The sequence below is a fragment of the Micromonospora sp. BS32 genome, assembly GCF_059089345.1.
Window position 1 is genome coordinate 246,604 of sequence record NZ_JBSSHR010000001.1, and the last position, 20,279, is coordinate 266,882.

The window sequence follows — 20,279 nt, forward strand, 5'->3', positions numbered from 1 at the left end:
CCGGTGGGAAGCCCGAGAGTGACGAACCGGCGACGGATTCGCGGCATGTCGCTGTAACGCGGTGGGGACATCCGGCGCTTGCCCCGGTTTTGGGGCGTCGGTGACGGCCTTCACAAAGTACGACATCCCGATTGCGTTGTCATGCATCCATGCCAGCGCTCCCGCGATTCCCGCGGCTGGTCACCGTGACCGCGGGGCTGGTGACCAGGTAGCTGGGGGCGCGGTCGCGTCGACTCGGTTGACGCCGCCGACCAGCCGGCTGATCTCCGCAGCGGCCTGGTGTTCCGGTGCGACGGTCAGAAAGCGTCGCAGGACGCGTTCGGCCTCGGCGGGGCGGCTGGTGCGCTCGGCCAGTCCCAGCACGAGCAGTCCGTCGGGCGAGTCCGGGGCGTGGGCGAGCACCTGTCGTGCCGCCCCCGTCGCCCCGGCCGTGTCTCCCGCTCGCAGGAGCACGAAGGCGAGCCGGAGCTGGACGGCGTCATCGGGCCGCTCCCGCAGTGCTTCCCGGTACATCCGCGCAGCGGCGTCGTACCGGTGCTGCGCCTCCAGGTCACCGGCCAGTTGCACGGCGACGGCGATGGGGTCGGCCGGTGCCGCCGCCTGTCGGGCCGGCCGGTCGAGGTGGTAGGTGGCGACCGCCACCGACGCCACGAGAGCGAACAATCCGACGGACACCGCCCGCCAGGCCCGGCCGGCCGCCCGGGCGTTCGGGGCCGCGGCCGCGGTCACCATGGGTGCGGCCCGGGGCGTGCGGGGACGCAGCGTCCGCAGGGCCGCGTACCCGCCGCCCAGTAGGGCCACCAGGGGTACGCCCCAGAGCAGCAGCTCCGTTCTGCGAGCCGGCGCATCGGTGAGCACGTCCGCGCCGTAGCGTTGGACGAACCACCGGCGGATCTCGTCGCGGTCCCGCCCCTGGGCGAGCTGATCGGCCACCACCTGCCGCATCGCCGCCGCGATCGGCGAGTGCGAGTCTGCCACGGACTCGCCCTGGCAGGCCGGGCAGCGCAGCCCGGCGGCGACTGCGCGGACCGGGTCCTGCCCGGGGGAGTCGCCGGCGGACCGGGCGAGCCCCGCACCGGCCGCGACGACCAGCGCGGTGAGGGCGAGCGCCGTGACGGCGCCCCGCCACTTCACCCGGCCAGCAGCGGGGCCACCCGCTGCTCCAGCCACTGCCGCGTGACGACGCCTCGCCGGCGGTCGATGATGCCGCCGTCCCGGTCCACCAGGAAGGTCTCCGGCACGCCGCGGACGCCCCAGCCGATCGCCCGGGTGCCGTCCGGGTCCCGCAGCACGGTCAGCGCGGTCGCGCCGGTCTCGTCGAGCAGAGCCCGTACCGCCTCGGCGCCGTCGCGGATGTTCAGCCCGACCAGCCGGAGTCCCCGGGGTGCCCAGCGCCGTTCGGCTTCGACCAGCAGCGGCAGCTCGTCGCGGCAGGGACCGCACCAGGAGGCGAAGACGTTGACCAGCACCACGTGTCCGCGAGCGGCGGCCAGGTCGAAGCGGCCACCGTCCAGGGTGACGCCGGACAGGGCCGGGGCGGGTACCGGGGTCCCGGCGGCGATGTCGCCGGACGTCGATGTCGCGGGTGGGCGTAGGCCGAGAGCGACCAGCGTGCCGACGGCCACGGTGAGCGCCAGCACCACGGCAGGTCCGGCTCGCAGCCAGTCCGGTCGCCGAAGCGTCCGGCGGGTCATCGGACACCTCCGGATCCGAGGGCGGCGGGCCTGGCCGGACGGTGCGTCGGCACGGGCGGGCGGTGCCGGCGGCGGGCCGCGCCGAGCGCCGCGAGGAGGCCGCCCAGGGCGGTCAGCCCACCACCGGCCCAGAGCAGCCCGACGAGCGGGTTCACTGCCAGCCGGACCGTCGCGCTGCCGTTGTCCGGAGCGACCGCGATCAGCGTGACGTAGGTGTCGCGCAGCAGGCCGGTGTCGATCGCCGGCAGGGTGACGGCAGTGTCCCGGGCGGGGTGGTAGCGCAGGGCCGGCGTGGCGGTCCGCGCCGCACCGTCGGGCCCGGTCAGCCGCAGCCGCGCCCGCACCGACATGCCGTCGTCGCCGCCGCCGCGGTCGACGCCGACCAGGCGTGCCGTCACGTCGGCCACCCGGATCGTCTCCCCGGTGCGGAGGGTCCGCTCGGTGTCCCGCCCGTACGCCGCGGACCCGGCGACGCCCACCGCCACCAGGGCGATCCCGGCGTGCGCGACCAGCCCGGCCAGCCGGCTCGGTCGCCGGTGCGGTCCCGGCCGGCGCAGCCGATCGGGCACCTCGCGGGCCAGGCCGACGAGCACGAACGCGGCCGTGCCGAACGCGGTGAGCGCCGGCAGGCCGGGTCGGCTGAGCAGCCCCACCGCCGCCACGGTGGCCAGGGCGACGCCACCGGGCAGCACGAGTCGGCGCGCCGCCGCCGCCCGGTCCCGGACCCGCAGCGCTGGGGTCATGCCCATCACCAGCAGCACCACCACCGCCAGCGGCACCGCCGTACGCTGGTAGTAGTCCGGTCCGACCGAGACGCGTGCCCCGCCGAGCGGGCCGGAGAGCAGCGGGAAGATCGTGCCGATCAGCACCGCCGCCGCGATCGTCACCAGGAGCACGCCGTTGACCAGCACCGCCGTTCCCCTGGACAGCGCCGGTGGACCCGGTCGGGCAACCGGTCCGGGCGGCCGCCGTCCGGCCAGGACGGTCGCCCCGACGACCGCCAGCAGCACGAAGCCGAGCAGCATCGGGCCCAGCGGTGAGTCGGTGAAGCCGTGCACGCTGGACACCGCGCCGGACCGGGTGAGGAAGGTACCGAGCAGCACCAGCAGGAAGCTCGCGCAGGCCAGCGTGGTGGGCCAGCCCGCCCGTTCGGCGGCGCGTGCCAGGGTGGTGTGCAGGAACGCGGTGGCGGTCAGCCAGGGCAGCAGGGAGGCGTTCTCCACCGGGTCCCACGCCCAGTAGCCGCCCCAGCCCAGCACCGCGTACGACCACCACGCGCCCAGCCCGATGCCGGCGGTCAGCGCGGCCCAGGCCACCAGCGCCCACGGCCGGGCGGCCCGCAGCCAGCCGCGCCCGTCGGGCCCGGCCAGCGGCGCGGCCAGCGCGAAGGCGAACGGCACGACCAGGCCGAGGTAGCCGGCGTAGAGCAGCGGCGGGTGCACCCCCATGGCCGGGTGCTGCTGCAGCAACGGGTTGGGCCCCGGGCCGTCGGCAGGTGTTGGGCTCACCACCCGGAACGGGTTCGCGGCGAAGCTGGACAGGGCGAAGAAGAACAACGTGACCACGCTGACGACGACCATCGCGTACGCGTGCAGCCGGGCCGGATACCTACGCCGGGCCAGCAGCGCCGCGTACCCGGCGAGGACCAGCAGCCAGAGCAGCAGCGACCCGTCCAGCGCGGACCAGAGACTGGTGACCGTGTAGTACAGCGGCACCCGGCGTCCGCCGTTCTCCGCGACGAACCGGACGCTGAAGTCGTGCCGGATCAGGGCCGCCTCCAGTACGCCGCAGGCGAGAGCGGCGGTCGCCAGGGTCACGGCGGTGCCGAGGCGGGCGGGCCGGGCGGGCGCGGCGAACAGAGCCACCCGCAGCCAGAGCAGCGCGGTGAGGGTGGCAGCGGCCAGCCCCACCGTGAGGCTCACGGTGCCGAGGTCAGCGAGCATCGACCGGGCCCGGGGAGGTGGACGGGCGGTACTCGTTGCCGTGGCGGACCACGACGTGGTCCGAGCGGAACACGCCGTCCGCCGACAGGGTGCCCTCGACGACCGCCCCCTCGCCCTCCCGGAACGTCTCCGGGGGCACGCCGCGCTGCTCGACGGTGATCTCGTGACCGCCTTCGGCGAGGCGGAACATCACCAGTTCGCCGCTGCGGCGAAGCGACCCGGGCACCACGTCGCCGCCGAGGCGGATCCGCTCCCGGGTGGTGGCGGCCGGGTCCGCGAGCACCTCGCCCGGCGTGCGGTAGTAGGTCAGGGTGTCGCGCAGCGCGCCGGTGACCAGCAGCGCGCCCACGGCGAGCAGCACGGCGACGACGGCGGCCCGGCCCGCCAGGCGACGGGTCATCCGATTCGGACCGGGACGCTGTCCGGCGCGGGACGGGCCTGGGCGGCCAGCCGGCGTTCCAGCCGAACCACCCGGTGCAGCAGGACGCAGAGCGCGGCGAGCGTCGCCGCAGCCACGGCGAGCAGCAGCGCGAGACCCATCCGGGGATCGATCGGTGGGCGTTGCGGGGCGAGCACGGTGGCTTGCTGGTGCAGCGAGCGCCACCAGACCACGGAGAAGTGCACCACGGGAACGAGCAGGAAGCCGCCCGTACCGACGAGCGCCGCCGCTCGCGCCACCCGGTGGTCACCGCCGTCGCGCGCCCCGGCCCGCCCGCCTACCGCCGGCCGCAGGGCCAGGTAGCCGGCGTACGCGAGCAGCAGGAGGGCCGTGCTGACCAGCCGGGGATCCCACGCCCACCAGGTTCCCCAGACCAGGTGCCCCCAGAGTGAACCCGTCGCGATCGCCACCGCGGTCAGGGCCACCCCGATCTCGGCGCCCGCGCGGGCGAATCGGTCCCAGCGCAGGTCGCCCCCGATGAGGTACGCGCCGCTGGCGGCCAGCACGACGGCGAACGCGGCGTAGGCCACCCAGGCGGCGGGAACGTGCAGGTACATCAGGCGCTGCGCCTGGCCCTGCACCTCGTCCGGGGGGGCCAGCCATCCGCCGGCCACCACCGCCGCTGCGGCGAGGCCGCCGGCGAACCAGGCCATCGTCCGGCGTCCGGCGGCCGCTTCGGCGGTGTCCGCGACGAGGTCCACGCTGGAGGCGCGCATGATCTTCCTGTCCAGGCCTGGGGCGCTTGTGGATGGGGTGGTATGCGGCTTCACCATAGAGGCACCCGAACGGCAGATCCGCAAATTCGCCAGAAATCGTCTGATAACCCCCAGAGGCCCCTAAGGTCGCTGATGGTGGACAGGACAGCGGAGACGACCTTGAGCGCGGCCGGGCGGCACCGCCGGCCGCGTCCGGTGCTCACGGCGCTGTACGGCCTGCTCCTGCTCGCCGGGTGCGCCGGCGACACTCCGTCGGCGCTGAATCCCGCCGGGACCGGGGCGGCTAGGGTCGCGGGCCTCTGGTGGCTGTTGTTCTGGATCTCCACGGGGGTGTTCGTCGAGGTCATGGTGCTGCTGACCTGGGCGCTGGTCTTCCGGCGGGGCAACGCCCGGGTGCGGCACGGGCAACCCGTGCGCTTCGTGACGATCGCCGGCGCCGGGCTGCCCTTCGTCATCCTCGTCGCCGTCTACGCAGTAGGCCTGCGTGACCTCGCGGCGCTCGGTCACGGTCCCGGTCCGAACGCCCCCACCGTGGAGGTGACCGGCCACAAGTGGTGGTGGGAGGTGCATTACCCGGGGGCGTCCGGCGCCACCGCCAACGAGGTCCACATCCCGGTGGGCGAGCGTGTCAGGGTGCGCCTGCGCACCGACGACGTGCTGCACAGCTTCTGGGTGCCGCAGCTCATGCCGAAAACGGATCTGATCGCCGGTGAGACCCGGGAGACCTGGTTGCAGGCGGAGCGCGCCGGCAGCTACCGGGGTCAGTGCGCCGAGTACTGCGGCACCCAGCACGCCCACATGGCCTTCCTGGTCGTCGCGCAACCCCGCGCCGACTTCGACGCGTGGCTGGCCCGCCTGAACGCCCCGGCGCGCGAGCCCCGGACCGAGGCCGAACGGCGCGGCCAGCTGGCGTTCACGCAGGGCACCTGCGCCGCCTGCCACGCGGTGCGGGGTACCAGCGCGCAGGGGCAGGTGGGGCCGGATCTGTCCAACCTCGGCTCCCGGTGGAGCATCGGCGCCGGGGCGGTGCCCAACACCGCCGGGCACCTCGGCGGCTGGATCGCCAACTCGCAGACCGTCAAGCCCGGCAACGCCATGCCCCCGCAGCCGGTCGACGCCACCCAGATGCCCGACCTCATCACCTATCTGCGATCGCTCGAGTAGGCGCGCTGATGTCCGCGACCATCACACCGCCGCCCGGCATCAGCCGCGAGGAGCTGACGCGGCTGACGGAACAGTGGGCCGAGCGCCCCTCGCTGCGGGCCTGGTTCAGCACCGTCGACCACAAGAGGATCGGCCGCCGCTACCTGGTCACCGCCGGGTTCTTCTTCGTCCTGGCCGGGCTCAGCGCACTGGTCATGCGGACCCAGCTCGCCCGACCCGAGGCGGGGGTCGTGTCGCCCCAGGAGTACAACCAGCTCTTCACCATGCACGGCACAGCCATGATCTTCCTGTTCGCCACGCCGATGCTGTTCGGCTTCGGCAACTTCCTCGTCCCGCTGATGATCGGCTCCCGGGACATGGCGTTCCCGAGGTTGAACGCGTTCGGCTACTGGGTCTTCCTCTTCGCCGGGCTGTTCATGTGGGCGAGTCTGCCGTTCGGTGCGGCGCCGAACAACGGCTGGTTCGCCTACGTGCCGCTCAGCGGGGAGCAGCACAACCCCGGCCTGCACATGGACGTCTACGCGCTCGGGCTGCTCTTCCTCGGCATCTCCACCACCTCCGGGGCGATCAACTTCATCGTCACCTCGCTCAAGTTGCGCGCTTCCGGGATGTCGCTCAACCGGGTGCCGCTGTTCGTCTGGGCGATCGTGGCCACCGCATTCATGGTGATCTTCGCGCTGCCGGCGTTGAACCTGGACAACGCCATGCTCTTCCTCGACCGCCGGTTCGGCACCCACTTCTTCGACCCGGACGCCGGTGGGAACGTGCTGCTCTGGCAGCACCTGTTCTGGATCTTCGGACACCCCGATGTCTACATCATCGTGCTGCCCGCGCTGGGCATCGTCTCCGCGGTGCTGCCCGCGTTCACCCGCCGCGGCGTGGTCGGCTATCCGCTGATCGTGCTCTCCATCGTGGCCATCGCGATCATCTCGTTCGGGGTGTGGGTGCACCACATGTTCGCCACCGGACTGCCTCAGCTCTCGTACAGCTTCTTCAGCGCGGCCAGCACGATAATCACCATCCCGTCCGGGATCCAGATCTTCGCCTGGCTGGCCACCATGCTGCTCGGCCGGCTGGTCATCCGGGTGCCGCTGCTGTTCGTCATCGGGTTTGTGGTGACCTTCGTGCTGGGCGGCTTCACCGGCGCGATGTTCGCGTTGACCGCGTTCGACCAGCAGGTCACCGACTCCTATTTCGTGGTGGCGCACTTCCACTACGTGCTGATCGGTGGGGCGGTCTTCCCGATGCTCGCGGGGATCTACTACTGGCTGCCCAAGATCACCGGCCGGATGTACCACGAGGGCCTGGGGCGCTGGGCGTTCTGGCTGGTCTTCGCCGGCATGCACGTCACGTTCTTCCCGATGCACCTCTACGGCCTGTTCGGCATGCCCCGGCGGGTCTACACCTACCGCAGCGAGCCGGGCTGGGACGGGTGGAACCTGGTCAGCACCGCCGGGTCGTACCTGCTCGCCGTCGGGCTGCTGCTTGTGCTCGTCGGCGTGGTGCACGCGGTACGGCGGGGCCGCCCGGCCCCGGCCGACCCGTGGGAGGGCGACAGCCTGGAGTGGTCGACCGCCTCGCCGCCCGAGCCGTACAACTTCCCGGTTCTGCCCCGGGTGCACAGCCTGCACCCGGCCTGGGACGAGCGGACCGCCGAGTCGACCGGCGTGGGCGCGACGGAGGACCGCATCCTCAGCGAGGGACGCCGCACGCTCTTCACCAGCGAGCTGGACGGCCGTCCCGAACGGGCGGTGGAGATGCCGGAGTCCACGCTCAAGCCGCTCCTGCTCGCCGGCGCGCTGCTGGTCTTCTTCACCGCCATGCTTTTGGCCTGGTATCCGGTCGCGGCCGTCGCCATGGTCGTGGTCGTGGCGACGATCGCGGTCTGGCTCTGGCCGCCCCGCCAACCCGAAGAGGAACCCGGGGTGGCGGCGTGACCGAGCGGGGTGGGGTCCTGGCGGCGTCCACCAGCGCCGAGGCGCTGAGCACGGAGCTGCCGGTCGGCCGGTCGACCGGCTGGTGGGGCATGGTGATGCTGGTGGCCACCGAGGCCACCCTCTTCGCCTGCCTGCTCGGCAGCTACTTCTACCTCCGCTTCCAGTACGGCCCACAGTGGCCGCCGGACGGCATCCAGGACCCGGAGCTGCTCACGCCGCTGGTGATGACCGCCGTGCTGGTACCCAGCAGCCTTCCGGTGATCTGGGCGGAGCACGGCATCCGCCACGGCCAGCGGTGGCGGATGCGCTGCGGACTGGCCACCACGCTGGCGCTCGGGATGACCTTCCTGGCCCTGCTGGCCACCGAGTACGCCGAGAAGCTGAAGCAGTTCACCATGACCACCGACGTGTACGGCTCGCTGTTCTACCTGATCACCGGCTTCCACGGGCTCCACGTGCTGGTCGGGCTGACCATGATCGGCTGGCTGCTCGCCGCCTCCCTGAACGGCGGCAGCTTCGGCGCCCAGCGGCACGAGCGGGTCCGCAACGCCGCAATCTACTGGCACTTCGTCGACCTGGTGTGGGTCGCCGTCCTGTTCACCCTCTACCTCTCCCCGCGGCTGTGATGAGCACCCGGCCCGGTCCGCACGCCCGGCTGGCCGGCGGCCTGCTGCTCTGGTATGGCGTGCTCGGTGGTGCCGTCGCCTGGGCGGTGCACCTGCTCGTCGGCTGGAGCCTGGACGAGCTCGTCTGTGCCGCCGGCTCCGAGCGGGTCTCCGCCGTACCGCTCTGGCAGGCCGTCGGCCTGGCGGTGGTGATCCCGGGCCTGGTCACGGTGGGGTCGCTGCTGGTGGCCGCGCTGGTCTGGCGACACACCGCGCGGGCACCGGCCACCGGCGCCGAGGATCCGGCGTTCGGCCGCTCCCGGATGCTCGCCGCCGTGGGCATCTGGGCCAACCTGCTGTTCCTGGCCATCATCGTGCTCGGCGGGGCCGCCGTGCTGGTGTTCCCACCATGTCAGGGCTGAGCGTCTACCGGGCCCACGGGCCCGGCCCGACCCCAGTGGCCGAGGGACTGCTGACCATGCTGGTGGTCGTCACGACCTGCCTGCTGGCGGCGGGATACGGGCGGGGCGTGCAGGAGCTGTGGGTCCGTCGGGGTCCCGGTCAGGTCGTACCGGGCTGGCGGGTGGGCGCCTTCGCCGCGGGGCTGCTGGTGGTGCTCGCCGCGGACCAGGGCCCGCTGCACGAGATGGCCGAGGCCTCGTTCGCCGGGCACATGGCCCAGCACATGCTCCTCCTGCTGGTGGCGGGGCCGCTGCTGGCGGCGGGCGCGGCGGGGCTGCCGCTGAGCCTGGCCGCGCCGCCGCCGCTGCGCCGGGTGATCGCCCGGTGCCGGGTGGCGCCGCCGGTACGCCGGATGCGCCGGCCGACCGCGTACGCCCTGCTGGCCGGAGCGGGGCAGACCGTCGGCCTCTGGTTCTGGCACCTGCCGGGGCCGTACGTCGCGGCGGTGGACCGTCCCGTGGCGCACGCGGCCGAGCATCTGTGCTTCCTGGCGGCGGCCTGGCTGTTCTGGGCGCCGGTGCTCGGCTCGGCACGGCACCGGGCGCCCGCGCCGGTGACCGTGCTGGTGCTGCTCGGCAGCATGCTGCCCGCCTCCGCCCTCGGCGCCGTACTCACCTTCGCCCCGAAACCGGTCTACCCCACCCGGATGTTCGACGCCTCGCCGCTCGCCGACCAGCAGCTCGCCGGCCTGGTGATGTGGGTGCCGATGGATCTGGTCGTGCTGGTCGTGGCGCTGACGGTGTTCCTGCGCTGGCTGCTGCGAATGGACCGGGACCGCCCCGACAGCCTGCGTCGGGGCCCGGTGCGCCGATGGACCGGCCCGGCGGCGGTCGAAGCCGGAACGGAAGGGAAGGTCCGATGAAGCTGTCCTGTCGGCTCTGGGCGCTCGGTGCGGCCCTGATCAGTCTGCCGGTCGTCGCGATCACCGGCTGCGCCTCGACGCCCGCACCGCCGCCCCCGGAGTCGCGGAGCGGGCGGCCCGACCGGGGCGCGGAGCTGATCGCCCAGTACGGCTGCGGGTCGTGCCACACCATTCCCGGCGTCACCCGCGCCGACGGCCTGGTCGGCCCGCCCCTGACCCGCTTCGGCGCCCGCTCCTACATCGCCGGTGAGCTGCCGAACAACGCCGACAACCTGCGGCGCTGGATCTCCGACCCGCAGGGCGTGGAGCCGGGCACGGCCATGCCGAATCTGGGAGTCGACGCGATCGACGCGCAGGACATTGTTGCCTATCTCTACACCCTGGACTGACCGATGCGACAGCCACGAACGGCGACCCGACTACCCGCCCTGCACGCGCGCCGGGCCCTCGCGGTGGGACCCGTCCTGCTGCTCGCCGCCGGCCCGGTCGTGGTGGCGCCCGCGCCGACCCCGCGGGAGGCGGCGACCACGGCCGCCACCACGCCACCGCCCGGCTCGGGCGACCGGGGCAGGCAGCTCTACCTGGAGCACTGCGCGAGCTGTCATGGCGAGCAGGGACAGGGGTCGCAGCGGGGGCTTTCCTTGGTCGGCGTGGGTCCCGCCTCGACGGACTTCCAGCTCTCGACCGGCCGCATGCCCGTGTCCCAGGAGGTGCCGCAGGCCCGCCGCGGCGCACCCGTCTTCTCCGCCGATGACATCGCGGCCCTGGTCGGCCAGGTGGCCAGCTTCGGCGGGGGCGGGCCGCAGGTTCCACGGGTCACGCCGGCGAACGTCGTCTCCGGCCGGGAGGTCTTCGCGGCGAACTGCGCCCCGTGCCACGGTGCCACCGGTGCCGGTGCGGTGCTGACCAGCGGCTGGGTAGCCCCGCCGCTGTACGACGCCACGGCGACGCAGGTCGCCGAGGCGGTCCGGGTCGGCCCCGGGCTGATGCCGGTCTTCCCTGGTCAGGTGCTCAGCGACGCGCAGGTCAACGACCTGACCGGTTACGTGGAGCGGCTGCGCAGCCAGCGTCTGGACCGGGGCGGCAACCCGCTCGGGCGGCTCGGCCCGCTGGCCGAAGGGCTGGTGGCCTGGCTGGCGGTGTTGGGGCTGCTGGTGGCGGCCGCCCGGTGGCTGGGCCGGAGGGCCGGGGAGTGAGCGGCCGGCGTCCTTCGGCGGCCGAGCGGGCGGCAAGCCGTCGGATCATCACTGCATTCCTGGCCAGCGCGGCCGGGGCGGTGGGCTTCGCGGTGACGTACGGGCTGGGCGGGAACACCCGGTGGGAGGGGATCTGCCTGGCGGTGGCCTGCGCCGGCCTGGCCGTTGGTCTGGCGGTGTGGGGACGACGCCTCGTGCCGGTCGGCGGGTACGTCGAGGAGCACGAGGGCTTCGCCCCGCCCCCCGCGGAGCAGGCGATGACCGCGGCGGTGCTGACCGCGCCGGACAGCCCGGTGCGGCGGCGTGGCCTGCTCGCCGCCCTCGGGCTGGCGTTGACCGCGCTCGGCGCCGCCGCGTTGTTCCCGCTGCGGTCCCTGCTGCCGTGGGACCGGGCCGACCCGGTGAAGGCGCTGAAGGACACCCCGTGGGGACCCGGCGTGCGGTTGGTCGACGCCGTCGGACGCCCGCTGCGGCCCGAGGACGTGCCGGCGAACGCGATGGTCGGGGTGTTTCCGCAGGGCAACGCCGACGCCGGGGACGCCCCCGCCTTCGCGGTACGGCTGGAACCGGAACGGTTCACCCGGCCGCCCTCCGGCGGACACCTGGACGGGCTGGTCGTCTGGTCCCTGCTCTGCACGCATGCCGGCTGCCCGGTCCGGCTCTACCTCAAGGGCGCCGGGCAGGTGCTCTGCCCCTGCCACCAGTCCTCGTTCGACCTGATGGCGAACGCCCGACCGGTGGCCGGCCCGGCCGCGCGGGCCCTGCCCGGCCTGCCCGTCGAGATCGGACCGGACGGCTTCCTCCGCGCCACCGGGGACTTCACCACACCGCCCGGCGCCGGCTTCTGGAGCCGGCCGTGATCACCGGCCGGCTGGCCCGCGCGCTGGACGACCGGCTGCGGCTCTCCCCGATCACCCGGCGGGCGCTGGCGAAGGTCTTCCCCGACCACTGGTCGTTCATGCTCGGCGAGATCGCGCTCTACTCGTTCGTCGCGCTGATCCTCACCGGGATCTACCTCACCTTCTTCTTCGACGCCAGCTCCGCCGACCGGGTCTACCACGGCGGGTATGCCCCGCTGGACGGCGCCACCACCTCCGCCGCATACGCCTCGACGGTCCGGTTGAGCTGGGACATTCGGGCCGGCCTGCTGATCCGGCAGACCCACCACTGGGCCGCGCTGGTCTTCGTCGCGGCGATCCTGCTGCATCTGACCCGGATCTTCTTCACCGGAGCGTTCCGCAAGCCGCGCGAGCTCAACTGGCTGATCGGCGTGACCATGCTGACCCTCGCGCTGGCCAACGGATTCACCGGCTACTCCATGCCGGACGACCTGATCTCGGGCATGGGACTGCGGATCATCGTGTCGGTGGTGGAGTCGATACCCCTGGCCGGAGCGTGGCTGGTGTCGCTGGGCCTCGGTGGGGAGTTCCCCTCCGACGTGATGATCCCCCGGCTGTTCATCAGCCACGTGCTGCTGGTGCCGGCGGTCCTGGTCGCCCTCGTGTCGCTGCACCTGGCCATCCTGGTGCGGCAGAAGCACAGCCAGTTCCCGGGCCCGGGGCGGACCGAGCACAACGTGGTCGGATCGCTGCTCTGGCCGAGCTACGCCCTGCGCTCTCTCGCCCTGTTCGCCTGGGTGCTGGCGGTGCTGTTCGCCCTGGGCGGCCTGGTGCAGATCAACCCGGTTTGGCTCTACGGCCCCTTCGAGCCGGCCCAGTCCACCTCACCGGCCCAGCCGGACTGGTACGTCGCCTGGGGCGACGGCGCGCTGCGACTGTTCCCGCCGTGGGAGTTCCGCATCGCCGGGCACCTCGTGCCGGCCCCGTTCTTTCCCGGCGTGGTGCTCGGCGGGATCACCTTCCTGGCCCTCTACGCCTGGCCGTTCGCCGAGCGCATACTTACGCGGGACCGTCGGCAGCACCATCTGCTCGACCGGCCCCGCGACCATCCGGTCCGGCTGGCCGTCGGCGTCGGCGCGCTGACCTTCTACGTTGTGCTGACTGTCGCTGCGGGGGACGACATCCTCGCCCGGCTGCTGCGGGTGCCCGTCTACGACCTGCTGGCGCTGTTCCGGGTGCTGGCGCTCGTCCTGCCACTGCTGGCCGGCGGGGTCGCATTCCTCGCGGCCCGGGCGCTGCGCCGCAGCGGATCCGGCGGCATCGGCGAACTCACCCGCCCCGACCTGCGGCGGGCCGGGGGGCGGCCGACGGGGGAGCCCGCAGACCGGAACGGCGCCGGCCTGCCGCTGACTCCGCCGCGGGACCGACCGGGTGAGCGGATCGAGCTGTGGCCGGACGGCGACGGGTGGCGCTGGCGTTATCGCGACGAGATGGGACCCGTGGTCATGTCCGGAAACCGGGCCGTGCGGTCGGAGGAGGAGGCGATCGAGGCTTCCCGGCTCGCGTACCCAGGGGTCGACCGGGTGGTGGTGCCCGGGCCGCCCCCGCCGTCGCCGCCCGGCCCGGTCCGTGCCGTTCTGCGCCGGTGGGGCCGCGCCGCGGCGGCGGGATCGCTGCTGGTCGCGGCCCTGGTGGACCGGCGGCGTGACCGCCGGCGCCCCGAGCGCACGGGACGCGATCCGTCGCCACCGCCGCAGGACCAGGAGCCGGCCGAATCCGGGCCGCCGGCCGAGGCCGCGGACGAGCCGTCGACACGGGTTGGGCGGACATGAGACATCTGGTGGGCCAACCAACGGAGCTGCCCGACCCACCGTCGACGGCGCCCGCCCCAACCGGCGAGCGATCTCCCGCACGGACAGCCCCGCCGCCCGACCCAACCGAACTCTTCCCGTTCCCCCGCCGACAACCGCCCCGCCATCAGCAGCCACCTCCACCACATCAACGAAGGTGTTGCAACCAGCGGCTGAGCCCGCCGACCGAACGGAAACTGTCCAAGATCCTTCAGGCTTTCACCGGCTGAGTCAGTCGGGCAGGTCCTCGGCGAGGAGGTCCATCAGGAGGGCGTCGTGCCACCTGCCGTCCGCACCGCGTTCGTAGCGGCGCATGATGCCCACCGGCCGGAAGCCGACCTTCGCGTACGCCCGGATCGCGGCGGTGTTCGCCGCTGCCGGGTCGATGGTGAGCCGGTGGTGGCCGCGCGCGGAAACCAGGTGCCGGGCCAGCGTGCGGATCGCGTCCCCGCCCAACCCGGCGCCGTGCACCGCCGGGTCGAGGTAGATGTCCAGCGCGGCGTGCCGGTAGTCCGGGTCCGGCTCGGCGTAGTACTGCACCAGGCCGACGACCCGGCCGTCGTGCTCGATGGCGTACCCGGTGAGGTCGTCGTCGGCCAGCTCGGCGCGGACCGCGGCGACCAGGTCGTCACCGCCGCGCCACCAGCGCCGTACCTCCGGCGTGGCCCGGATCGCCGCGAGGGCGGGCACGTCCGCGTCCGACACCGGTCGCAGCGTCACGCTCTGCCCCCGCAGCACCGGCTCAGCCCCGGATCTCGCCGTGCGCGACGCAGACCGCCGACCAGCCGACCGGAAGCACCTGCACCTTCATCCGGCGGCGGCAGTGCGCGCAGTACCGCGGCGGCTCCAGCGCCCGCGCCGTCGCGCAACCCGGGTGCGGGCCCGACGTGGCGCTCTCGCCGCAGCGGTCGCACCAGGTCACCGTGGGCTCGACCAGTTCGGTCACCGTCTACCTCACAGGGTCGCGGAGAGGGCCTTGACCGGCATCTTCAGGTCGTCGAGCAGCTCCAGGTCAGCGGTCGCCGGCCGACCCAGGGTGGTCAGGTAGTTGCCGACGATGACCGCGTTGATCCCGCCGAGCAGCCCGTCGCGGGTGCCCAGGTCGCCCAGCGTGATCTCCCGGCCGCCCGCGTACCGGAGGATGGTGCGCGGCATGGCCAGCCGGAACGCGGCGATGGCCCGCAGCGCGTCCTTCCCCTCCACCACCGGGCGGTCACCCAGCGGGGTGCCCGGCCGGGGGTTGAGGAAGTTCAGCGGCACCTCGTGCGGGTCCAGCGCGGCGAGCTGGGCGGCGAACTCGGCGCGCTGCTCCACGGTCTCGCCCAGGCCGAGGATGCCGCCGCAGCAGACCTCCATGCCGGACTCGCGGACCATCTTCAGCGTCTCCCAGCGCTCCTCCCAGGAGTGCGTGGTGACCACGTTCGGGAAGTAGGAGCGGCAGGTCTCCAGGTTGTGGTTGTAGCGGTGCACGCCCATCTCGACCAGGTCGTCGACCTGCTCCTGGCTGAGCATGCCCAGCGACGCGGCGACCTGGATGTCGACCTCCGCCTTGATGGCGGCGACGCCCTCGCGCATCTGCTTCATCAGGCGGTCGTCCGGGCCGCGCACGGCGGCCACGATGCAGAACTCGGTCGCCCCGGTCGCCGCGGTCTGCTTCGCCGCCTCGACCAGGGAGGGGATGTCCAGCCAGACCGAGCGGACCGGCGAGGTGAACAGGCCGGACTGCGAGCAGAAGTGGCAGTCCTCCGGGCAGCCGCCGGTCTTGAGCGACACGATGCCCTCGACCTCGACCTCCGGGCCGCACCAGCGCATCCGTACCTCGTGGGCGAGCTGCAGGGCGGCGGGGACGTCTTCGTCGGGCAGGTTCAGCACGGCGAGGACACCGGCCTCGTCGAGGCCGACGCCGTTCTCCAGCACCTGGGTCCGGGCCTGGTCGAGGATCTCTGGCATGGCTCGTACCCTACAAGGCCCCCCGGCGCCGAGAAATGGGCGCTTCCCCGGGCTCCGGATCTCCGATGTCGGTCAGCTGGTCGGCCAGCAGCGCCCGCACCAGCGCACCCGTCGACCCGGCGAGCTGAACCGAGGTTGAGGTCAAGGCGAACCGAGTGGATCCGCCGGGCCCCGACGGGCGGGTGGTAACTTCGCCCGGCGGAAGCGGTCGACGGCGGTGGGGAGTGACGGTGGCGGACTGGCTGGCGGCGCTCGACCGCCGCGCCGAGTTGCGGGCCAAGGCGGGGCTCACCCGGACACTGTGCCCCCGGGCCGCCGGCGACGCCGTGGTCGACCTGGCCGGCAACGACTACCTGGGCCTGGCCACCCACCCCGAGGTCACCGCCGCCGCCGCGCAGGCATTGTCCGCGTTCGGGCTGGGGGCCACCGGGTCGCGGCTGGTGCGCGGCTCCACCGACGCCCACCACGCCCTGGAGGACGTCCTGGCCGGTTGGCTCGGCGCCGACCGGGCACTGGTCTTCTCCTCCGGCTACCTGGCCAACCTGGCCGCCGTCCGGGGGCTCGTCCAGCCCCGTACCCTGCTCGTCTCCGACGCGCACAACCACGCCTCGCTGATCGACGGCTGCCGGATCTCCGGCGCGGAGACGGTGGTCACCCCGCACGCCGACGTCGACGCGGTGGCCGCCGCGCTGGCCGCCGCACCCGGCCGCCCGGCGGTGGTGGTCACCGAGTCGGTCTTCTCCGTCGACGGGGACCTCGCCCCGCTGGCCGCGCTGCACGCGGTGGCCCGCCGGCACGGCGCGCTGCTGCTGGTCGACGACGCGCACGCGCTCGGCGTCACCGGTCCGGCCGGCGCCGGCGGGGTCGCCGCCGCAGGGCTGGCCGGCGAGCCGGACGTGGTGGTCACCGCAACCCTCTCCAAGGCGCTCGGTGGCGCCGGCGGGGTGGTCGCCGGGCCAGCCGAGTTCGTCCGGCACCTGATCGAGACCGGTCGGACCTTCATCTTCGACACCGCGCCGCCGCCCGCGGTCGTCGCCGGCGTGCACGCCGCCGTCGAGCTGGCCCGGGCCGGCGACGACCTGCGCGCCGAGCTGGCCGACCGGGCCGCGTCGGCGGTGCGCCGGCTGACCGCCGCCGGGCTGACCGTCTCCGCGCCCGACGCCGCCGTGGTGTCGGTGACCGCCCCCGGCCCGGAGGCGGCCACCACCTGGGCCGCCGACTGCCGGGACCGCGGCATCGCGGTCGGCTGCTTCCGCCCGCCGTCCACCCCGGACAGCCGATCCCGGCTGCGACTGACGATCTCCGCCGGGGTGCCGCGGGCCGACTTCGACCGCGCCCTGGAGGTCATCGTGGAGTGTGCGCCGTGAGCGCGAGGAGTGAGCCGGGTTTGCGAGCCCCGCAGTCGCGAACGAAGGTGGCCCCGTGAGCGCGAGGAGTGAGCCGGGTTTGCGAGCCCCGCAGTCGCGAACGAAGGTGGCCCCGTGAGCGCGAGGAGTGAGCCGGGTTTGCGAGCCCCGCAGTCGCGAACGAAGGTGGCCCCTTGACCAGCCCGTGGAAGGGGGCGGTGCTGGTCACCGGCACCGACACGGAGGTCGGCAAGACGGTGGTCACCGCCGCCATTGCGGCCGCCGCGCAGGCCGCCGGCATGCGGGTCGCGGTGATCAAACCAGGGCAGACGGGTACGGCCACCGGCGAGCCCGGCGACGTCGACTCGGTGACCCGGCTGGCCGCCCCGCTGACCGGCCGGACCCTGGCCAGCTATCCGGACCCGCTCGCCCCGCTCGCCGCGGCCCGGGTCGCCGAGCTGGAACCGCTGGAGCTCTACACCGCGGTCGACGCGATCCGGGCCGAGGTCGACAAGCACGACCTGGTGCTGATCGAGGGGGCCGGCGGGCTGCTCGTACCGATGGGGCTGCGCCCGTCCGGCGAGCCGTGGACGGTGGCCGACCTGGCGGTCTCCCTGGACGCCCCGGCGGTGGTGGTGGCCCGCGCCGGGCTCGGCACGCTCAACCACACCGCATTGACCCTGGAGGCGCTGGAACGGCGGGCCGTCCCCGCCGGGGTGGTGATCGGCGCCTGGCCGACGGAGCCGGAGCTGGTGCACTGGACCAACCTGACCGACCTGGTACCCGACCTGCTCGGCGCGCTGCCGATGGGCGCGGGCGCGATGGACCCCGGGGTCTTCCGGCGTTCCGCCCCCGGCTGGCTCACCCCGGCCCTCCACGGGGTGCTCGACGACTGGCGGGCCTGGGCCGAGGACATCAGCTGAGCCCCACCACCTGACCTTCGTCGGTGCCCGGGCCGGCCGGCCGTCGGTAGCCTGACCGACGTGCGCAGACGTCGGGTGTGGTGCCGGGTCGACCGGTGGCGGGCCGGTGACCTGGCGCTCTGGGCCGTCATCGCCGCCCCGGTGGCCGCCGCCCGCCTCAGCCCGCCGTACGAGCGGTTCGCCTTACCGTTGCTGATCGGCTCGTTGCTCCTGCTGGCGGCGGCGGTCGGCGCGGCCCGGCGGTGGCCGGCCACGGCGGTGGCGCTGGTCCTGGCCGGTTCCCTGGTCGACGGCAACTTCGTCTTCGCCCTGCTCGCCGTCAGCTACCTCGCCGGCCGGCGCAGCACCCGCACCGGGCCGGCCGCCGGGCTGTTCACCGTGGTGGCGGTCGGCGGCACGGTGCTGCACCTGGCGGTGCTCGGCACCGGCATGGCGACCTGGTTCCTGCTCAGCTGCGTGCTGCTTGGCGCGGGGGTGTTCCCCTGGCTGGTGGGCCGCTACCGGCGGCAGCAGCACGCGTTGGGGGTGGCGGGCCGGGAGCATGCCGAGGCGGTGGAGCGCGAGCAGCGGGGCGCGGCCGAGCGAATCCGGCTGCGCGAGCGGGCCCGGATCGCCCAGGAGATGCATGACTCGCTGGGCCACGAGCTGAGCCTGATCGCGCTGCGCGCCGCCGCTCTGGAGGTCGCCCCCGACCTTGCCGCGGGGCACCGGGCCGCCGCCGGAGAGCTGCGCTCCAGCGTCGCCGCGGCCACGGAGCGGCTGCATCAGGTCATCGGGGTGCTCCGGGACGGCCCGGCCACCACCCACCCGGTCGGGGAGACCCTCGACGAGCTGGTCGACCGGTCCCGCGAGGCGGGCATGGTGGTGCTGCCGCACCTCGGACCCGGGACCGATCGGCTGCCGGTGGTCACGGCCCGCGCCGCGCACCAGGTGGTCCGCGAGGCGCTGACCAACGCCGCCCGGTACGCCCCCGGCGCCCCGGTGACTGTCGCGGTCACCGAGGACGGCGGCCGGATCGAGGTGCGGGTGGCCAACCCGCCGCCCCCGGCCGGTCCGCTGCCCGGCCCGCCGTCGCACGGCTCCGGCTTGCTGGCGCTGGACGAACGGATCCGGTTGCTCGGCGGCACCCTGGACGCCGGCCCGGCCCCGGACGGCGGGTTCGTGGTCGCCGCCCGGCTGCCCGGGGCGACGGGGGCAGAACCGGCCGGCACCGCGCTGTTCCCCGCGGCCGTCCCCGATCCGGCCGTCCCCGATCCGGCCGTCCCCGATCCGGCCGTCCCCGATCCGGCCGGCGCCGATCCGGCCGGCGATCCGCCGGACGTCGGGGCGGCCGAGGGGCGGCGGCTGCGGGCGGCCCGGCGGCGGGTCCGGCGCAGCCTGCTGGTGGCCGTCGCCGTTCCGCCGGCCGTGGCCCTGCTGCTGTCGCTGGTCTACTACCCGGTGGCCACGGCGGACGCGGTGCTCGACCGGGCTGTCTTCGAGCGGATGCGGATCGGTACGCCCCGCGCCGAGCTGGCCGGGCTGCCCCGCCGCCAGGTCGAGCCGCCGGCCGACGTACCGGTCGTCGCGGACCCCCGCTGCGAGTACTACACCGACGGGAACTTCCCGCTGGCCGAGCCGACCTGGCGGCTCTGCTTCGTCGACGGCCAGCTGACCAGCAAGGAGCGGGTGACGGGATGACCAGCGATCCAGGACCGGTGCGGGTGCTGGTCGCCGACGACGAGGCGATGATCCGGGCCGGGGTACGGGCCATCCTCGCCACCGACGCCGGCATCGAGGTGGTCGCCGAGGCGGCCGACGGCCGGGCGGCGGTCGACCTCGCCCGCGTCCACCGGCCCCGGGTGGCACTGCTGGACATCCGGATGCCGGTGCTGGACGGGCTCGCCGCCGCCGCCGAGATCCGTCGCTGCGTGCCCGGCACCGCCACGGTCATGCTCACCACGTTCGGGGAGGACGAGCACGTGGCCCGGGCGCTCGGACACGGCGCCAGCGGCTTCCTGCTCAAGGCCGGCGACCCGCGCGAGTTGATCGCCGGGGTGCACGCGGTCGCCGACGGCGGGGCGTACCTGTCGCCGCGGGTGGCCCGTCGGGTCATCGAGCTGAACTCCGACCGGCTGGCCCGGGTGCCGGCGGCGCGGGACCGGACCGCCGGGCTGACCGAGCGGGAACGCGAGGTACTCGGCCTGGTGGGGGCGGGACTGTCCAACGCCGAGATCGCCCGCCGGCTCTTCCTCACCGAGGGGACGGTGAAGGGCTACCTGACCAGCATCTTCACCCGCCTCGAGGTACGCAACCGGGTGCAGGCGGCGATCCTGGCGTACGAGGCGGGGCTGGCCGGCTGAACCCGGCCGGC

At 74.2% G+C, this 20,279-nt stretch carries 21 protein-coding genes and 1 pseudogene; 13 read left to right on the top strand and 9 right to left on the bottom strand.

Annotated elements, in window-relative coordinates; translation table 11 throughout:
* Positions 1-180 precede the first annotated feature (180 nt).
* From AC5RWQ_RS01110 to ccsA, 5 genes are read right to left on the bottom strand one after another with little or no spacing between them, the layout of a single operon-like run.
* Entirely contained in the window at positions 181-1,134 is a 954-nt protein-coding gene (locus AC5RWQ_RS01110; RefSeq protein ID WP_494280863.1) for a cytochrome c-type biogenesis protein, read from the bottom strand.
* Positions 1,131-1,694, bottom strand: coding sequence for a TlpA family protein disulfide reductase (locus AC5RWQ_RS01115; protein WP_494280864.1), 564 nt, complete (start codon positions 1,692-1,694; stop codon positions 1,131-1,133). Before AC5RWQ_RS01115 ends, AC5RWQ_RS01110 begins: the two co-directional genes overlap by 4 nt.
* Entirely contained in the window at positions 1,691-3,616 is a 1,926-nt protein-coding gene (locus AC5RWQ_RS01120; RefSeq protein WP_494280865.1) for a heme lyase CcmF/NrfE family subunit, read from the bottom strand. Before AC5RWQ_RS01120 ends, AC5RWQ_RS01115 begins: the two co-directional genes overlap by 4 nt.
* Positions 3,617-3,626: 10 nt before the next feature.
* Positions 3,627-4,037 carry a cytochrome c maturation protein CcmE gene (locus AC5RWQ_RS01125; RefSeq protein WP_494280866.1) on the bottom strand — a complete coding sequence of 137 codons (411 nt, stop codon included), beginning with the start codon at positions 4,035-4,037 and terminating at the stop codon, positions 3,627-3,629.
* On the bottom strand, positions 4,034-4,792 hold the full coding sequence (ccsA, locus tag AC5RWQ_RS01130; RefSeq protein WP_494280867.1) for a cytochrome c biogenesis protein CcsA: 759 nt from the start codon (positions 4,790-4,792) through the stop codon (positions 4,034-4,036). Before ccsA ends, AC5RWQ_RS01125 begins: the two co-directional genes overlap by 4 nt.
* A gap of 132 nt (positions 4,793-4,924) precedes the next feature.
* Here ccsA and coxB point away from each other — a divergent pair, with 132 nt between their 5' ends.
* Genes coxB through qcrB form a run of 9 tightly spaced genes read left to right on the top strand, consistent with a single transcriptional unit; the run spans position 4,925 to position 13,689 of the window.
* Positions 4,925-5,956 (top strand): cytochrome c oxidase subunit II, encoded by a 1,032-nt coding sequence (gene coxB, locus AC5RWQ_RS01135; RefSeq protein ID WP_494280868.1) that lies wholly within the window; start codon positions 4,925-4,927, stop codon positions 5,954-5,956.
* Between the two features lie 8 nt (positions 5,957-5,964).
* Entirely contained in the window at positions 5,965-7,893 is a 1,929-nt protein-coding gene (gene ctaD / locus AC5RWQ_RS01140) for a cytochrome c oxidase subunit I (protein ID WP_494280869.1), read from the top strand.
* Positions 7,890-8,519 carry a cytochrome c oxidase subunit 3 gene (locus AC5RWQ_RS01145; protein ID WP_494280870.1) on the top strand — a complete coding sequence of 210 codons (630 nt, stop codon included), beginning with the start codon at positions 7,890-7,892 and terminating at the stop codon, positions 8,517-8,519. Before ctaD ends, AC5RWQ_RS01145 begins: the two co-directional genes overlap by 4 nt.
* Positions 8,519-8,920 carry a hypothetical protein gene (locus AC5RWQ_RS01150; protein ID WP_494280871.1) on the top strand — a complete coding sequence of 134 codons (402 nt, stop codon included), beginning with the start codon at positions 8,519-8,521 and terminating at the stop codon, positions 8,918-8,920. The genes AC5RWQ_RS01145 and AC5RWQ_RS01150 overlap by 1 nt, the downstream gene beginning before the upstream one ends.
* A complete protein-coding gene (locus AC5RWQ_RS01155) occupies positions 8,908-9,822 on the top strand; it encodes a cytochrome c oxidase assembly protein (protein ID WP_494280872.1) in 915 nt (304 codons plus the stop codon). The genes AC5RWQ_RS01150 and AC5RWQ_RS01155 overlap by 13 nt, the downstream gene beginning before the upstream one ends.
* On the top strand, positions 9,819-10,211 hold the full coding sequence (locus AC5RWQ_RS01160; RefSeq protein WP_494280873.1) for a c-type cytochrome: 393 nt from the start codon (positions 9,819-9,821) through the stop codon (positions 10,209-10,211). The genes AC5RWQ_RS01155 and AC5RWQ_RS01160 overlap by 4 nt, the downstream gene beginning before the upstream one ends.
* Positions 10,212-10,214: 3 nt before the next feature.
* Entirely contained in the window at positions 10,215-11,018 is an 804-nt protein-coding gene (qcrC, locus tag AC5RWQ_RS01165; protein ID WP_494280874.1) for a cytochrome bc1 complex diheme cytochrome c subunit, read from the top strand.
* Positions 11,015-11,878 (top strand): ubiquinol-cytochrome c reductase iron-sulfur subunit, encoded by an 864-nt coding sequence (locus tag AC5RWQ_RS01170; protein ID WP_494280875.1) that lies wholly within the window; start codon positions 11,015-11,017, stop codon positions 11,876-11,878. The genes qcrC and AC5RWQ_RS01170 overlap by 4 nt, the downstream gene beginning before the upstream one ends.
* Positions 11,875-13,689: a cytochrome bc1 complex cytochrome b subunit gene (gene qcrB / locus AC5RWQ_RS01175; RefSeq protein WP_494280876.1), complete on the top strand. Its 1,815-nt coding sequence runs from the start codon at positions 11,875-11,877 to the stop codon at positions 13,687-13,689. Before AC5RWQ_RS01170 ends, qcrB begins: the two co-directional genes overlap by 4 nt.
* A gap of 39 nt (positions 13,690-13,728) precedes the next feature.
* Here qcrB and AC5RWQ_RS01180 read toward each other — a convergent pair.
* The 4 genes and pseudogenes from AC5RWQ_RS01180 to bioB all read right to left on the bottom strand — a co-directional run.
* Positions 13,729-13,854: pseudogene (locus tag AC5RWQ_RS01180) on the bottom strand (helix-turn-helix domain-containing protein); the annotation flags it as partial.
* An 84-nt stretch (positions 13,855-13,938) separates the two neighbouring features.
* Positions 13,939-14,445, bottom strand: a complete 507-nt coding sequence (locus AC5RWQ_RS01185; RefSeq protein ID WP_494280877.1) for a GNAT family N-acetyltransferase — start codon at positions 14,443-14,445, stop codon at positions 13,939-13,941.
* Between the two features lie 4 nt (positions 14,446-14,449).
* On the bottom strand, positions 14,450-14,653 hold the full coding sequence (bsaP, locus tag AC5RWQ_RS01190; protein WP_494280878.1) for a biotin synthase auxiliary protein BsaP: 204 nt from the start codon (positions 14,651-14,653) through the stop codon (positions 14,450-14,452).
* Positions 14,654-14,661: 8 nt separating this feature from the next.
* The gene (bioB, locus tag AC5RWQ_RS01195) at positions 14,662-15,657 is read right to left on the bottom strand and encodes a biotin synthase BioB (protein ID WP_334485355.1); all 996 of its coding nucleotides are present in this window, start codon (positions 15,655-15,657) and stop codon (positions 14,662-14,664) included.
* Positions 15,658-15,887: 230 nt separating this feature from the next.
* Here bioB and AC5RWQ_RS01200 point away from each other — a divergent pair, with 230 nt between their 5' ends.
* The 4 genes from AC5RWQ_RS01200 to AC5RWQ_RS01215 all read left to right on the top strand — a co-directional run bounded on the left by AC5RWQ_RS01200 (position 15,888) and on the right by AC5RWQ_RS01215 (position 20,268).
* A complete protein-coding gene (locus AC5RWQ_RS01200; RefSeq protein ID WP_494280879.1) occupies positions 15,888-17,024 on the top strand; it encodes an 8-amino-7-oxononanoate synthase in 1,137 nt (378 codons plus the stop codon).
* 197 nt (positions 17,025-17,221) lie between these two features.
* Entirely contained in the window at positions 17,222-17,926 is a 705-nt protein-coding gene (bioD, locus tag AC5RWQ_RS01205; RefSeq protein WP_494281141.1) for a dethiobiotin synthase, read from the top strand.
* A gap of 60 nt (positions 17,927-17,986) precedes the next feature.
* Positions 17,987-19,606 carry a sensor histidine kinase gene (locus AC5RWQ_RS01210; RefSeq protein ID WP_494280880.1) on the top strand — a complete coding sequence of 540 codons (1,620 nt, stop codon included), beginning with the start codon at positions 17,987-17,989 and terminating at the stop codon, positions 19,604-19,606.
* Positions 19,603-20,268, top strand: a complete 666-nt coding sequence (locus AC5RWQ_RS01215; RefSeq protein ID WP_494280881.1) for a response regulator — start codon at positions 19,603-19,605, stop codon at positions 20,266-20,268. The genes AC5RWQ_RS01210 and AC5RWQ_RS01215 overlap by 4 nt, the downstream gene beginning before the upstream one ends.
* Positions 20,269-20,279: the final 11 nt, after the last annotated feature.

What these genes read in the sequence shown, in the direction of transcription:
- AC5RWQ_RS01115 (WP_494280864.1), bottom strand. Translation starts at nt 1,694, where the DNA reads ATGACCCGCCGGACGCTTCGGCGACCGGACTGGCTGCGAGCCGGACCT.
- AC5RWQ_RS01125 (WP_494280866.1), bottom strand. Translation starts at nt 4,037, where the DNA reads ATGACCCGTCGCCTGGCGGGCCGGGCCGCCGTCGTCGCCGTGCTGCTC.
- ccsA (WP_494280867.1), bottom strand. Translation starts at nt 4,792, where the DNA reads ATGCGCGCCTCCAGCGTGGACCTCGTCGCGGACACCGCCGAAGCGGCC.
- coxB (WP_494280868.1), top strand. Translation starts at nt 4,925, where the DNA reads ATGGTGGACAGGACAGCGGAGACGACCTTGAGCGCGGCCGGGCGGCAC.
- ctaD (WP_494280869.1), top strand. Translation starts at nt 5,965, where the DNA reads ATGTCCGCGACCATCACACCGCCGCCCGGCATCAGCCGCGAGGAGCTG.
- AC5RWQ_RS01150 (WP_494280871.1), top strand. Translation starts at nt 8,519, where the DNA reads ATGAGCACCCGGCCCGGTCCGCACGCCCGGCTGGCCGGCGGCCTGCTG.
- AC5RWQ_RS01155 (WP_494280872.1), top strand. Translation starts at nt 8,908, where the DNA reads ATGTCAGGGCTGAGCGTCTACCGGGCCCACGGGCCCGGCCCGACCCCA.
- AC5RWQ_RS01160 (WP_494280873.1), top strand. Translation starts at nt 9,819, where the DNA reads ATGAAGCTGTCCTGTCGGCTCTGGGCGCTCGGTGCGGCCCTGATCAGT.
- qcrC (WP_494280874.1), top strand. Translation starts at nt 10,215, where the DNA reads ATGCGACAGCCACGAACGGCGACCCGACTACCCGCCCTGCACGCGCGC.
- bioB (WP_334485355.1), bottom strand. Translation starts at nt 15,657, where the DNA reads ATGCCAGAGATCCTCGACCAGGCCCGGACCCAGGTGCTGGAGAACGGC.
- AC5RWQ_RS01215 (WP_494280881.1), top strand. Translation starts at nt 19,603, where the DNA reads ATGACCAGCGATCCAGGACCGGTGCGGGTGCTGGTCGCCGACGACGAG.